Below are 13,843 nucleotides of genomic sequence, written 5' to 3'. Positions count from 1 at the left end.
ATCTTTATCGTGAACAGCTAAAGAAAGGGGCAGTCAACTGCCCCAGTATGTCAATCTGGTTATAATTAATTAATTGTTTTAATGATATTGGCGATTTTAGGTAGCAATTCTATTAATAAACTGATTTGTTGCAATACCAGCTGTTCTTTACTATTTCTTTCTGCCGGCGCTTGCTCAATTCTTTTCACTATGTTGACAGGTATTTGCTTAATTCTATCATCGTCTATTAATATCGATTTTAATGCTGTATCGACATAACAAACAGCATCATTAAGAATATCCAAAATAGCTGTATTATCCAATTTATCTCGATGTGCTCCCAGCGCAGAGATGTAACTTAGCATAGTGTGATTTAGGCACAATAGCCGGAATGCTTTTTCTTGAGAAGTCTGGTCACTTTTCGGCTCGGCAGACATGTTTGAAATAACGGATACCAGTTCTGCATCACTATTATGGGCATCACGGCGGGCAATTCGATAGGTCAATCCATTATCTTTTCCCTGATAATATTGAACTAAAATGGCATCAAGGTAGCGACAGTTGGTATTCATCGTCCGGTTTATCACTTGTGATAACTGGCGGAATTTCCAGTCTGGCCAAATGAAATTTACGGCTAACCAGGCGCTACCACAACCGATTAATGTGTCAATAATTCTTGGTAATGCGACTTCAAAGCCTTCATCTAACAAATTGAAGCATAATAATACCAGTAATGTGATAAACAGGGTTGCATGTGCATATTGGGTGTTACGGAAGACGAAGAACAATACACCAGAAATGACAATTAACACCAGTTGCCCCTCAATAGACGGCACAAAGTAAAGGATTGGTAAGCCAATCAATACCCCGGCAACGGTTCCTATTATTCTCAGTGTCAAACGGCGGTGAGTAGCGCTGTAGTTGGGTTGGCAAACGAATAGACTGGTTAGTAAAATCCAATACCCATGTTGTAAATCCAACAACTGGATCATGGTGTAGCCACTACATAGCAGAACAGACATACGGATTGCATGGCGGAACAGGGCTGATTGTGGGGTTAGATGGCGGTCGAGTCTTAGACAAATATCACGCCAGCCAGTCAAAGTTTCGTCAGATAGTTGAGTCTCATCTTCTCTGTCTTTGGAAAGATTATATCGTCCAGAACTCATGCTTGCTAATTGTGCATCAATCGCGCGCAGGTTTTTCAGCAAATTATATAAGGCGGTAATCTTGAGGTTATGTTTCTGTTGTTTACTGAGTTGTTGTAGGGAACTTTCCAAATAGTTAAATGCACGTTCGATACGTGGATTGTGCTGGTATGGTTTGTGCCAAAGTATCGATTGAGCAATCTGTTCACATACACGGGCTTGCACAGAGAGAAGACGTTGAAAACGGAACAGAATATCGCTGTAACGGAAAATATGTAGTAGGCTCTGATATTGCACATGAGATGAACTTGCCCGTTCGTGAATATCTTGTGCAACAAAGTAATAATGCAGAGTGTGGTGAGTTCCGCGTTGGCGGCTATCGCCTTTCAGACGGGTCAATAGGGAGGTTTTGGCTTGATTTAGCGTGTTAACTAAGACACTGTTTGCCATTGCCACATTAATGACGGATTGCTGATATCCTTCTTCTATTATATCGGGATCAAACAGATTAGCTTTAGCATCAAGGTAAACTGCGAGTTGTTGGTAACAACGTGCTAGATTGTCTTGTAATGGGCGAATAGGGAACAGTAAATGGCCCGTTAGAGTTAGCAGGTTATACCAGATTGCACCTGTCAGCAGTAATAGGGGTTGTTGATACCATAGTGGGAAAATAGACGAGCCAAGCATAGTATAAATTGCGATCAGCAACGCACCAAATGCAATAGTGGCATAACGTTGTCCGAGGGCTCCCAGTAAGATAAAACTGCAAGTGGATAACGCCAGTCCAATGGTAAAAAGCCAAGGATAAGGGAACAGTAATTCAATAGAGGCTGAAGCGATAAAGAAAGAAATCAGCGTGATCACTAGATTACGTAAACGTCCAGTTAGACGATCATCAAGATCAGCGAGTGCTGCGGCAACAACGCCCAAGGTCAATGAGATAGTTATTTTAGGCTCTTTATTCAGAAGCCAAGGCACTAGTGTTGTTCCAGCCAAGGCGATTAGGATACGGTTATAGTAGAGAAAATGACTGTTATAAAGAAAACGGCGCAGACCGGAGAAAACAGTTAGCACAAGATACCTCTGAGGTAATAATAACGGCCATAAATAACTATTATGATAAAAGGTTTATTGGTGATAAAAAACTCTTATAAGACATAATTCAACTATTTTTTAGGTACGGCGCTCGATAATGGAACTTAAAGCAACACAAATTGGCCAACGCCTTGCTCAGCATCCTTATAATCGGGTGCGCTTGCTGAATGCAGGTATTGAAGTCAGTGGTGAAAAGCATCAATACCTGATCCCATTTAACCAGTTAACTAATATTCAGTGTAAACGGGGTATCATCTGGGGTGAGTTAGAGTTTGAACTATCCGATGGACAAGCGGTTCGCCTTCATGGTACTGAATGGCAGCAAACTCAGCGTTTTTACCATTATCTGCTTGGTGAATGGCAGAAATGGAGCCAGGAAATGAGTGATATTAGTGCTAATGTACTGACAGCTCAGGTTAGTGAAATCAACAGAATTGGACAACAGAATCGCTGGTTGAAAAAAGCTGATTTGTTCCAATTACAACAACAAATTAAAGCAACATTTCAAGCTTTACCGTTGCCATTACAACGTCTGGAACAATTTGATCATTGCCGTGATGGGTATCAAATTTGTTTGCGTTGGCTTGAGAATGGCGAAAAGTGCGTTGAAAAAATCAATCTGCAATGGACAGAACGTATATTGGAGCAACACCGTGACTTTTTTCAGCGGGTAGAAACATCTCCTTTAAACCGTTCTCAGAGTCTGGCTGTTATTAATGGTGAAAATTCAGTTCTGGTTCTTGCTGGCGCGGGTAGTGGAAAAACATCGGTGTTAGTAGCGAGAGCGGGTTGGTTATTACTTCTCCAACAGGCGATTCCCGAACAAATATTATTGTTAGCCTTTAATCATCAAGCCGTAAATGAGATGAATGAAAGGATTCAGACTCGTCTTGGTGTGAATGATATTAAAGTAAAAACGTTTCACACTTTGGCGTTGCATATCATTCAGCAAGGGAATAATAAAGCGCTAAAAATCAGCGTGTTGGAAACAGATGGACAAAAAAGAAAAGATTTTCTGATTAAGCACTGGCAACAACAATGCAGCGAGAAGAAAGCACAGGCCAAAGGTTGGCGGGAATGGCTGACAGAGGAGTTGAAATGGGAAGTGCCGGAAGGTGAATTTTGGCACGATAAACAGCTTGTTAACCGTTTGTCAGATCGGCTTGAGCGTTGGTTGGGGTTGATGCGTATACATGGTGGTAGTCAGAAAGCAATGATAGAGCAAGTTCAGGAAGAGTACCTGGATCGGTTTCAAAAATGTATTCGCCTGATGGGGCCTTTATTAAAAGCGTGGAAATCTGAATTGAAAACAGAAGGTGCTGTTGATTACTCAGGGTTAATCCATCAGGCAGTGAATATTCTGGATAAAGGGCGATTTATCAGCCCGTGGAAGCATATTCTGGTCGATGAGTTTCAGGATATCTCACCATTAGGGGCCAAATTGCTCACTGCAATGCGAACCAAAAATAGCCGAAACTGTCTGTTTGCCGTAGGGGATGACTGGCAGGCAATTTATCGTTTCAGTGGCGCGGAGCCGATGTTGACTACCGCATTTGCTAATTATTTTGGCAAAGGTGCTGAATGTGTACTGGATATCTCTTATCGGTTTAATGATAGGATTGGTGAGATTGCTAACGCGTTTGTGCAACAAAATCCGAATCAGTTAAGGAAGTCACTAAATGGTTTGACTAAAGGTAATAAAAAATCAATTGTTATCCTGCCAGAAGACCAGCTTGAACCTTTGTTGAATAAAATGAGTGGCTATATCACTGAGCGGGAAACGATTTTATTGCTGGCGCGTTATCACTATTTGAAACCTGAATTATTGAAAAAAGCAGCAACTCGCTGGCCTAAATTGAAAATAGAGTTTATGGCTATCCATGCATCCAAAGGACAACAAGCGGATTATGTGATTATTCTTGGTTTGCATCAGGGGCAAGATGGTTTTCCTGCACCAGTAAGAGAATCTGTGATGGAGTGGGTTTTATTGCCACAGCCAGAAGATTTTTCGGATGCGGAGGAGCGTCGCCTTTTGTATGTTGCATTAACACGGGCGAAGAAGCAGGTATGGCTGATGCAAGACAAGAAGAATCCATCGGTGTTTGTACGTCAGTTAGAGCAGTTAAGTGTGCCTGTTCAACGTAAACCTTGAGATTTTGCGTTGGCTGAAATATTCAGTGCCATCATGGGATACCTTTCCTGGAAATCCCACTCTGTTTTTTCTAAGGATCTGACTTGGAGAGAGCACATAGTTACAGGTATATATATTATATACCCAATGGATTTCAAGATGGATCGCGACGGCAAGGGAGCGAATCCCCGGGAGCATAGGTAACGATGTGACCGGGGTGAGTGAGTGCAGCCAACAAAGAGGCAACTTGAAAGATGACGGGTATAAAGACTTATTTCAGACGTTCATTCAGATAATGTTGATAATCAGGCATTTGAATATCTACTGAGTCAGAAAATAGAGGAGAACTAACAATAAAATCCGCAGACGCTAGATTAGTTGCAACAGGGATATTCCATACTGTAGCAAGGCGTAGAAGTGCTTTTACATCAGGATCATGAGGCACGGAATTAAGTGGATCCCAGAAAAATATCAACACATCAATTTTCCCTTCTGAGATTAGAGAACCAATTTGTTGATCTCCACCCATTGGACCACTAAGCATATTGGTAACAGATAATCCGGTTTCGTTCTGAATCAGATTACCGGTTGTGCCGGTAGCGTATAAATGATGTTTCTTGAGTAAACTTTTATGTTTTTTGGACCAGGCTAGCAGCGAAGTTTTACAGTGGTCATGTGCAATAAGCGCTATATTTTTATAGGGTAACAGCGTGCGGGTTGTTAATTCCATGAAGATACCTTTGATAATCGTTATTGTGTTTTCGATCGTAGTGAGCTCAATTGATAACAACGTTTATCATATACATTGCAATAAATAAACAAAGTGAAAATATCGGATTTTAAGGAGTAAAAAATGAGTGATCAGCAAATTGCGGACATATTGAAACGAGTAAAAACTATCGCGTTGGTAGGTGCGAGTGAAAAGACTGCTCGTCCAAGTTATAAAGTTATGGCTTATTTACTGGAACAAGGCTATCAGGTGATTCCTGTCAGCCCGAAGCTTGCCGGACAAACACTGCTTGGGCAACGAGTGTATGCACAACTGGCAGATATTCCACAGGCTGTTGATATGGTTGATGTATTCCGTAATGCTGACGCTGCATATGACATTGCGCAAGAAGCTATAGATATCAAAGCAAAAGTGCTCTGGTTGCAACTTGGTGTTATTAATGAGCAAGCAAAAATATTGGCAGAGGAAGCAGGTCTGGATGTTGTTATGGATCGCTGCCCAAAAATTGAAATTCCAAGATTGGGACTCGAAAAATAATATTTGTCAGCTTGTAGTTATTTGGTTTCTAATCAATAGATGAAGGGATCCTGACACCAATATCTAATACAAACTTAAGGCGTTGGATGAGAAGCGGTGTCCGGGTTCAAAGTGTTCAAAATAATGTTTGAATTGGATATTGAGTTTACTTTTCTAGACATCTTATAAAATCTATTTTTACAATATCTTAAGGCAAGTTTAGTTGCTCTTATGTCTGTTAAATTTTGCCAGAATCTACACTTTTATTGCTATAAGATATGGTGCTTTTGTTGTGCCCCAGTTTTGACCCTTTTTTATCATCAAAAAACAACCTATTGATTTAAAAGAAAAATAAAATATCTCCTGAAAAAAGGGTTTTTTCATTTTTTATCACTATATTCTTTAACAGTCAGCAACTTAAGGTTAATATGTAACAGTGCACTGCCGTACAGGCAGCTTAGAAATCAATATCTTCACCGTCCGCTCTTTCCAATAAGTGCACTGCCGTACAGGCAGCTTAGAAAACTGCGTTAGATCGTTTTCGATACTTACGAACGTGCACTGCCGTACAGGCAGCTTAGAAACGGTGAGGTGTTCAGCCGATTCGAACTTCAATGTGCACTGCCGTACAGGCAGCTTAGAAACGAGTGCATGGCTGACATAAATGCATTTAAAAGTGCACTGCCGTACAGGCAGCTTAGAAACAGTTAACACGCATACAGTGTGGATTGGAATCGTGCACTGCCGTACAGGCAGCTTAGAAATCTTACGTGCCAGAAGGCAAGAGGACGCTAACGTGCACTGCCGTACAGGCAGCTTAGAAACACAGTAGTTGTAACCGATTCATTTAAATTGGGTGCACTGCCGTACAGGCAGCTTAGAAAGCCGCAGCAACTAATCGACTAGTAATATCTGAGTGCACTGCCGTACAGGCAGCTTAGAAAATTCAGATCAATCGGTACAGGAATGCCGGCGAGTGCACTGCCGTACAGGCAGCTTAGAAAAGGAGGCAATGCAGAAGAGAAGCCAAATTCAGGTGCACTGCCGTACAGGCAGCTTAGAAAGGTCACTTCGGGATAGAGTACTCCGTCAAGTGGTGCACTGCCGTACAGGCAGCTTAGAAATGATGTTTTAGTATTCGTATCTAACTTTATGAGTGCACTGCCGTACAGGCAGCTTAGAAACGGAAAATTAAATACCTTGCAACTTCGCATGAGTGCACTGCCGTACAGGCAGCTTAGAAAACAATAAATTCCTAGATGCAATATTGCGTTCTTTGCACTGCCGTACAGGCAGCTTAGAAAGTATGAGCTTTGGGAAATTTTTGATGCCGCAGGTGCACTGCCGTACAGGCAGCTTAGAAAGGCACAAAGGTGACCGAGAACATCGCAACCCCGTGCACTGCCGTACAGGCAGCTTAGAAAATCCGCAGGTTCATTAAACGACACTTGCCAGTGTGCACTGCCGTACAGGCAGCTTAGAAACAAATGGCTCAAAAGTTTATATTTCAAATAAAGTGCACTGCCGTACAGGCAGCTTAGAAAGATTTAGCTGGAGTATTTTTTGTTTTCTGAATGTGCATTGCCGTACAGGCAGCTTAGAAAGTGACATGCGCAAAACAAAGACGACTGATGCTGTGCACTGCCGTACAGGCAGCTTAGAAAGCTTAAACAGAATCATGGGGCGCTCTGGCATTGTGCACTGCCGTACAGGCAGCTTAGAAATGTCCAGACGCATGGCCCGGCGCAAATCTGCGAGTGCACTGCCGTACAGGCAGCTTAGAAATCATAACAATCACCTTTTATTTATTAACTCACGTGCACTGCCGTACAGGCAGCTTAGAAATACTACGCCTACTACGAAGGGTATGACTGTAAGTGCACTGCCGTACAGGCAGCTTAGAAAAGAGACTCAACCAACGGTTTCCCTCAGTCATGGTGCACTGCCGTACAGGCAGCTTAGAAAGTTGCTATAAATTTGGTCCAGTGAGGGACTGAGTGCACTGCCGTACAGGCAGCTTAGAAAGTGGATTCATTTAATTTAGACACTGATTCTTTGTGCACTGCCGTACAGGCAGCTTAAAACACGATAACTGCCTAGGTTGTTTGGTATAAATAGAGGATTAATTGCGCAGTCTTGGGGCCAGTAGTTGATGGCGGATGGATTCTGCTAGCTCATCGAGAGAAGGTTGCTCTGGATGTTCATCGGATGTTTCATAGGCTAATTGTGCTTCGGCCAGATAAGTATGTACAGGTTGACCATTGTCGTCTTCCATCACAACGTGATACCAGGGAGCGGAACGCAGGGTAGCATTGGATGCAATGTCATCCTCTTGGGGTTGTTCCAGCGAGTATTCCACATCAATATCCACGATGACTCCCAAATAACCCAGAAGTTTGTGACGTACTTGTTGGCCGATACCGAATTTGCTGGCGATAATCATAGTCACCTCCAAAGAAGTCTTGTATTGACATTGATATAAGGGCAGTAAGGTGAATTACAAGAGCCGTACCCGGTGGTTGAAGTCATTTTTTGTTTTAAATTGCAAATGTGACTTCATCTATTTCAGGTTAGCTGTAGTAAATATAAAACACAACCAAGAGTCGCGTGCTTAACTATATATGTGAGCGATACCGCAAGGTGAGTGGTTGATTAGGGGGTAATTATGATTAAATATGGGGTAACAATTTATGTTTATGGTCGGGTTCAGGGAGTTGGGTTTCGTTATCAAACTTTTCGTTGGGCGAAACTTAATAGGTTGACAGGTTATGTCTGTAATTTGCATGACGGTAGTGTCAAAATCGTAGCTTATGGCGATAGTGAACAATTAAATAAATTAACCCATTGGTTGGAGCAGGGTGGTCCACCGGGAGCACGAATAGATAACTTTTCATCTCAATCCTGCGCAGTGGAGGATATTGTGGATTTTAGAGTCCGCCACTGAGCTAGTTTATTGATTAGATACATTTTACCGGTTTTGGCAGACCGGCAATCTTAGTTGCCTGCTTTGCTGGCCCTTTGGGAAACAGACGATAAAGGTAGCGGCTGTTGCCTTTTTCTTCGCCATACTTTTGTGCGATCGCTTTTACTAACATACGGATAGCCGGGGATGTATTAAACTCCTTATAAAATTCCCGGATAAAACGAATGACTTCCCAATGCTGTTCAGTCAAAGTGATTTCTTCCTGTTCGGCGAGGAGTAAAGCTATTGCTTCCTGCCAGTCACTACTGTTTTTCAGATAACCTTGCGCATCGGTTTCGATTTCTTGACCTTCGAATACCAGCATAATCATTAATAACCATTAAAGAAAAGTAGCCGTAATTTAGCAAAAATCACTTCCATACCCAAGGATGGTATGCATATGTGCGGATAAAATAAGCCAACAACCATGAAAAAGGGTAAATTTACGGCAATCGAACAGAAGGATACTTTACATCTTTCTCGGTGCTGTTTATAGTGCACGCCATTGCGGAGGGGTGGCCGAGCGGCTTAAGGCAGCGGTCTTGAAAACCGCCGATGGGAAACCATCCGAGAGTTCGAATCTCTCCTCCTCCGCCACTTCTACTTCTCATCACGTCTTATAAATTCTACTTTTTCCAATAAAATCAAAGAAAGATCCCTGACCAAAATCTCCATTATTGTTTATTGGCATCTATTCAATGTACCCCATAGCTGTGATGGGCAAGGATGCTAGAAATATGGAACTAACAGCTCGATAAGTTGAAACAATAAAACCTCAAGATAAAGACCTCTTGAAATCTCATCAAATCAACGATGCAAAACAACAGCAAGCAGAATTGTTACACAACAAGCAAATGAAACACTCTCATTGCTACAACACTCTGTTGATTTAGAAATCGCCACAGAAACAGGGAAAGCTTCTCTATTCGAATGGAAAAAATACCGGCTATTACTTTTATTCGTGTTGACGTTCTGCAATTGTCTGATGTTCCGTGGCTGGAACAGCTAATAGCCTGAATAAACAGGTCGTTCATACAATGGTTTTGTTGATGTTTGAATTAGGATATTAAAAGAGATTCAGTCTATAACCTGAAATAGAAAAATTATAGTAAGAAATGAAAGAAGAGAGATAATAGTAACTGCTTGATATTGAATTGCTTATTGTAACCAATTATACAAAATTAGTTAACCTTATAAGGAATAAGAACAACACATTATTATTTTTCTAAACTAGACTTTGATTGGCATGAGTTGCAAGGGGATTGTTTTTACAATGATTTAAGTATACTGATTGTGAAATAATGTTATTTAATTTAAGGAAGGTATATGAACCAAAGAAATGATTTTAAAGCTTTTTCTATTAGTGATGATGCTAATATAGTGAATCAAGAAAAATATGAAGAAAGTCAGAGTTTACAGACGGGGTTTCCACCAGAGAATGTTTCTACTCATGTGTTAAATAAGGTATTACGCCAATCTTCAATAATATCATCTGTTGTAGCTAATTTTATTGCGGAACAATCTGGCGCTGATGTTTTGGATAATGGGGGCATAGCCAAACTTACTGCACAATTAAATCGAGCGTTAGAACAAAAAATTGCAACAAACATTCCTTGTGCTTCATTAACACAAAAAGGTGCTGCCCAGCTCACAAATGTGATTGGCGATAGTGACACATTGGTAGTTACACAAAAGCTTGCTCAGGAAATAGTAAATTCATTGCGTGAATATACAGATAATCGAATTAAAACAGTCAATGAAGTTCCTGTTGGTTCTCCTATTCCCTGGCCATTGCCCAATCCACCTGTTGGCTATTTCACTTGTAACGGTTCAGCTTTCGATAAATTACAGTACCCAAAGTTAGCAGAAGCTTATCCTGACGGTAAATTGCCCGATTTAAGAGGGGAATTTATTCGAGGTTGGGATGATAAACGAGGTGTTGATAGTGGCCGTAGAATTTTAACTTCTCAGGGGGATGCCATTAGAAATATTGAGGGTTCATTCGCCGGCATGGTAACACCAAACTATCATTTGGCAACAAGAGGGGCTATTTATGCTAGTCAAGTTCTTGGAATAGCCACAGATGGCAGTTTCAAATCAGTAAATATTTCTGACACGGATACTCCATATGGCTTTGGATTCCTGGCATCAAGGGTTGTTCCTGTAGCCCCAGAGAATCGCCCTCGTAATATCGCATTTAACTACATTGTAAGGGCTGCATAATGATAGGGCCATTTGGCCCTTATTGACCACAGTGATAGCAGCTTACTTTCCCATTGTTCAATAATTTCTCCTTTTTCTTTCAGATAGTTGTAATTTCATGATAATATTTTTTTATGTGTGGAGATGTGTATGGTTTTATTTTTGGAATTAATTTAATTGTTATTTATTAATGTGGGTTATAATCTCTGAATGGGTTTTTATAATAATTTCACTCAAGTTTTTGTTAGCCCGTTTTATTTTTATAATTATATTGGAGTGAAATGATAAGGTAGGGGTGTTAAATTCACTATTATTTTAAATTTCAAAAACTTGGTCAGGGTTTATATAAGCTTTATTCTATTTTTTCCTTATTATTTCAGTCATTTGGTACTATAGATTACAAGCGATTTTATCTGTAAAATTTAATTTAATATTGAAATATGTACGTTGTATACAAAAGTGGTTAATGCTGAGTTACCTCATAATGAATAATAATGATAAATTGGTGTTTGATAACTGTTTATTCTATTCATTTTTATATGCGATAAATATCAAATAATATTTTTATAATTAATTTTTAATTGGAATGCATGTGATTTTTTAGAATTAAAAATAATGGTTTATAGGTTTTTTAATGCAAAGGATTAATTTGATTTCATATGAAAAATTAATTTATTTAAATGATTTTTTTTGCAATAATATGAGTGATTTAAAGTTGTCTTTTTAAAATATCAGGATTTAGTAAAGTTTTTTGTTGATGGATAAATTTATTTATAATCAGGTTAAATAATTGACTATAAAATATGGAATGGAAAAACTAATGAATTATTTAAAGGAATATGAAATTATTTATTCATAGAGTAATAATATTGCATTTGTTAGTTAAATCCGGAGTGGTTGAATTCTATTTTCATACAGTAATTATACCAAAGGGGATTGAAACATGATGTATTCAGTTAAAGGTGTTCAATATCAAACGTTGGTAAATATTCCTAAAAATATTGGGTTAGGATATTCGAGATGGAGTGACGGTAAAGTTCACCTTGTTGATGGTGATTTCCTATTTTATGGTTCTGTTGATATTAAAGGTGAGAACGGGCCTATCGATAAAGAAATGGAAGTTGATGCTAACTGGACAGTGAAATTTAATGAAATGCCTTGTGATAGTCAGGGTAATATCTTGATTAAGTCTTACTGGTTTAGTCCGGCAAGCAATGATAGCTGGCTTATAAAAGACAAAATGCGACTTATGATTCTTTGCTCAAAAGAGCCAACTCATCGATTGATTCTTGAGACCGATGAAATCATTGATAATAAAATTGACAACGATTATCTTCGTAACATGATATTTTCTTACACCATACTACGGCGATAATAGCAAGCAATGCGTTTAATTTAAAAAATGCTCTGATATTTTCAGGGCATTTTCTTAATTATAGAGATAATCCACCATTGTTCAGATAGAGTGGAATGTGAGATACATGAGAAAATAACCTAATATTTTTATTTAATGATGGGAATGGCTGCTGAAATGGTTTATATCAATGATTGATATAATAGAGGTATATTCTGGAAGTGAGTCATTATAGGCTTATTAGTTAATAAAACAGGTGAATGAAAATAAAATAATTCATGAGTAGAGGAATTTGATTGAATTGGAAACTTGGTAAATTGGATAACACTGAACTTTTCAATATTTAAATGCATGGTGAAATTAATGCAACTGTTGGTGTGTTGAATGATGTCATTATTGAAAAGGGCTGTGAGATAAAAGGTGATAATTTTTGTTGATGACAGAGATCAGTGAATGGCTCCATCATCATTGAACATTTTACAGGCAACAATTCTCACTTACTGCATAGATCTTAGGCTTAGGACAGGCGACTTAAGTATGTGATGGTATTTTTGCTGCTACCTTATTTTTACCCTTTTTTTGAAGGGAGTTGTAATTGATTGATTTTATAGATAAATTAATTATGCCTTATAAAAAGGGTTTTTCACTTTTTAATAGCTATGCTATTTAAAAATCAGCATGTTAAAGTTAATATGTAACGGTGCACTGCCGCACAGGCAGCTTAGAAATTCAGCACCACAAAATAGCTCAGGCGCTGAAGGTGCACTGCCGCACAGGCAGCTTAGAAAATGCAGCATTTACCCCCATTGACAAAAGTAAAGTGCACTGCCGCACAGGCAGCTTAGAAACAAACATCTGTTTTTAACTGAATTAGAAAGTCGTGCACTGCCGCACAGGCAGCTTAGAAAACGGGAAAATCAAAGGGTTACCGTAATCTTCGGTGCACTGCCGCACAGGCAGCTTAGAAAGGCTGGCGGGGCTGTTGGAACAATTCGGAAAGGTGCACTGCCGCACAGGCAGCTTAGAAAAGTTGCTTGTTGGCAGCTTCCTTTGCCACCCGGTGCACTGCCGCACAGGCAGCTTAGAAAAGAAAAACTGACAACATTAATCATGGTATTACGTGCACTGCCGCACAGGCAGCTTAGAAAAGTATTTCATGTATTTACTGAGGATGGAAAAGGTGCACTGCCGCACAGGCAGCTTAGAAAGTTCTTTTATTTCTGAAATTCCAGATTATCTTGTGCACTGCCGCACAGGCAGCTTAGAAAGCTGTCAGTTGTGTTGCTTTACGTTATGAGTAGTGCACTGCCGCACAGGCAGCTTAGAAATGACATCCCCAGGATCAGTTGCAAGCCAAAGGGTGCACTGCCGCACAGGCAGCTTAGAAATTCTCAGGCAACCGCATTACCGCCATCAGAGCGTGCACTGCCACACAGGCAGCTTAGAAACATGAATTTTTATCCTCTGTTTTACACCTGCCGTGCACTGCCGCACAGGCAGCTTAGAAAATTACTTAGTGTTTGTGTGATCATGAGTTCAAGTGCACTGCCGTACAGGCAGCTTAGAAACAGTAAAATTGACCCATGGGGAGATTTACCGCGTGCACTGCCGCACAGGCAGTTTAAAAATAGAAAGTTTTCTTTATTCTCTAAACTATCGAGTATGCTGCCATACAGATAGCTTAGAGCATAATTATTCCTGTTTTGGGAAGGCACTATGCTGTGAA

At 39.9% G+C, this 13,843-nt stretch carries 10 protein-coding genes, 1 tRNA gene and 2 CRISPR repeat arrays; of the genes, 7 read left to right on the top strand and 4 right to left on the bottom strand.

The window, feature by feature from the left end; genetic code table 11:
- Positions 1 to 65: 65 nt before the first annotated feature.
- Positions 66 to 2,201 carry a YccS family putative transporter gene (gene yccS, locus CKY02_RS09660; RefSeq protein WP_112895131.1) on the bottom strand — a complete coding sequence of 712 codons (2,136 nt, stop codon included), beginning with the start codon at positions 2,199 to 2,201 and terminating at the stop codon, positions 66 to 68.
- Positions 2,202 to 2,319: 118 nt separating this feature from the next.
- Between yccS and helD the strand changes: the two genes are divergently transcribed.
- Complete coding sequence (gene helD, locus CKY02_RS09655; protein ID WP_112895130.1) at positions 2,320 to 4,374, top strand: DNA helicase IV; 2,055 nt, start codon at positions 2,320 to 2,322, stop codon at positions 4,372 to 4,374.
- A gap of 250 nt (positions 4,375 to 4,624) precedes the next feature.
- Here helD and mgsA read toward each other — a convergent pair whose 3' ends face one another.
- Positions 4,625 to 5,083, bottom strand: coding sequence for a methylglyoxal synthase (gene mgsA / locus CKY02_RS09650; protein ID WP_112895129.1), 459 nt, complete (start codon positions 5,081 to 5,083; stop codon positions 4,625 to 4,627).
- 123 nt (positions 5,084 to 5,206) lie between these two features.
- On the opposite strand from mgsA, the gene CKY02_RS09645 reads away from it, so the two are divergent.
- On the top strand, positions 5,207 to 5,620 hold the full coding sequence (locus CKY02_RS09645) for a CoA-binding protein (protein WP_112895128.1): 414 nt from the start codon (positions 5,207 to 5,209) through the stop codon (positions 5,618 to 5,620).
- Positions 5,621 to 6,035: 415 nt separating this feature from the next.
- Positions 6,036 to 7,684: direct repeats of the CRISPR family, unit length 28 nt; unit sequence GTGCACTGCCGTACAGGCAGCTTAGAAA.
- A gap of 37 nt (positions 7,685 to 7,721) precedes the next feature.
- Here the strand turns inward: CKY02_RS09645 and hspQ are convergent.
- Positions 7,722 to 8,042, bottom strand: a complete 321-nt coding sequence (gene hspQ, locus CKY02_RS09640; protein WP_011146062.1) for a heat shock protein HspQ — start codon at positions 8,040 to 8,042, stop codon at positions 7,722 to 7,724.
- A 222-nt stretch (positions 8,043 to 8,264) separates the two neighbouring features.
- On the opposite strand from hspQ, the gene yccX reads away from it, so the two are divergent.
- A complete protein-coding gene (yccX, locus tag CKY02_RS09635; RefSeq protein WP_112895127.1) occupies positions 8,265 to 8,543 on the top strand; it encodes an acylphosphatase in 279 nt (92 codons plus the stop codon).
- Between the two features lie 13 nt (positions 8,544 to 8,556).
- Here yccX and tusE read toward each other — a convergent pair whose 3' ends face one another.
- On the bottom strand, positions 8,557 to 8,886 hold the full coding sequence (gene tusE, locus CKY02_RS09630; RefSeq protein WP_036783230.1) for a sulfurtransferase TusE: 330 nt from the start codon (positions 8,884 to 8,886) through the stop codon (positions 8,557 to 8,559).
- A 184-nt stretch (positions 8,887 to 9,070) separates the two neighbouring features.
- Between tusE and CKY02_RS09625 the strand changes: the two genes are divergently transcribed.
- From CKY02_RS09625 to CKY02_RS09610, 4 genes are all read left to right on the top strand, one after another.
- Positions 9,071 to 9,158, top strand: a tRNA-Ser gene (locus tag CKY02_RS09625).
- 271 nt (positions 9,159 to 9,429) lie between these two features.
- Positions 9,430 to 9,570, top strand: coding sequence for a tail fiber assembly protein (locus tag CKY02_RS25660; RefSeq protein WP_238399136.1), 141 nt, complete (start codon positions 9,430 to 9,432; stop codon positions 9,568 to 9,570).
- Positions 9,571 to 9,887: 317 nt separating this feature from the next.
- Positions 9,888 to 10,784, top strand: a complete 897-nt coding sequence (locus CKY02_RS09615) for a phage tail protein (RefSeq protein WP_112895126.1) — start codon at positions 9,888 to 9,890, stop codon at positions 10,782 to 10,784.
- A gap of 922 nt (positions 10,785 to 11,706) precedes the next feature.
- Complete coding sequence (locus CKY02_RS09610) at positions 11,707 to 12,138, top strand: hypothetical protein (RefSeq protein ID WP_112895125.1); 432 nt, start codon at positions 11,707 to 11,709, stop codon at positions 12,136 to 12,138.
- A 679-nt stretch (positions 12,139 to 12,817) separates the two neighbouring features.
- Positions 12,818 to 13,745: direct repeats of the CRISPR family, unit length 28 nt; unit sequence GTGCACTGCCGCACAGGCAGCTTAGAAA.
- Between the last annotated feature and the right edge of the window lie 98 nt (positions 13,746 to 13,843).

This window comes from Photorhabdus bodei, assembly GCF_003287735.1.
In the GTDB taxonomy this organism is placed as follows: domain Bacteria; phylum Pseudomonadota; class Gammaproteobacteria; order Enterobacterales; family Enterobacteriaceae; genus Photorhabdus; species Photorhabdus kayaii.
Note: the sequence above shows the minus strand (reverse complement) of the source record. Positions and strands in the feature narration are given on the sequence as shown.

Coding starts and splice junctions, on each gene's coding strand:
- helD (WP_112895130.1), top strand. CDS start 2,320: ATGGAACTTAAAGCAACACAAATTGGCCAACGCCTTGCTCAGCATCCT.
- mgsA (WP_112895129.1), bottom strand. CDS start 5,083: ATGGAATTAACAACCCGCACGCTGTTACCCTATAAAAATATAGCGCTT.
- CKY02_RS09645 (WP_112895128.1), top strand. CDS start 5,207: ATGAGTGATCAGCAAATTGCGGACATATTGAAACGAGTAAAAACTATC.
- hspQ (WP_011146062.1), bottom strand. CDS start 8,042: ATGATTATCGCCAGCAAATTCGGTATCGGCCAACAAGTACGTCACAAA.
- yccX (WP_112895127.1), top strand. CDS start 8,265: ATGATTAAATATGGGGTAACAATTTATGTTTATGGTCGGGTTCAGGGA.
- tusE (WP_036783230.1), bottom strand. CDS start 8,886: ATGCTGGTATTCGAAGGTCAAGAAATCGAAACCGATGCGCAAGGTTAT.
- CKY02_RS09615 (WP_112895126.1), top strand. CDS start 9,888: ATGAACCAAAGAAATGATTTTAAAGCTTTTTCTATTAGTGATGATGCT.
- CKY02_RS09610 (WP_112895125.1), top strand. CDS start 11,707: ATGATGTATTCAGTTAAAGGTGTTCAATATCAAACGTTGGTAAATATT.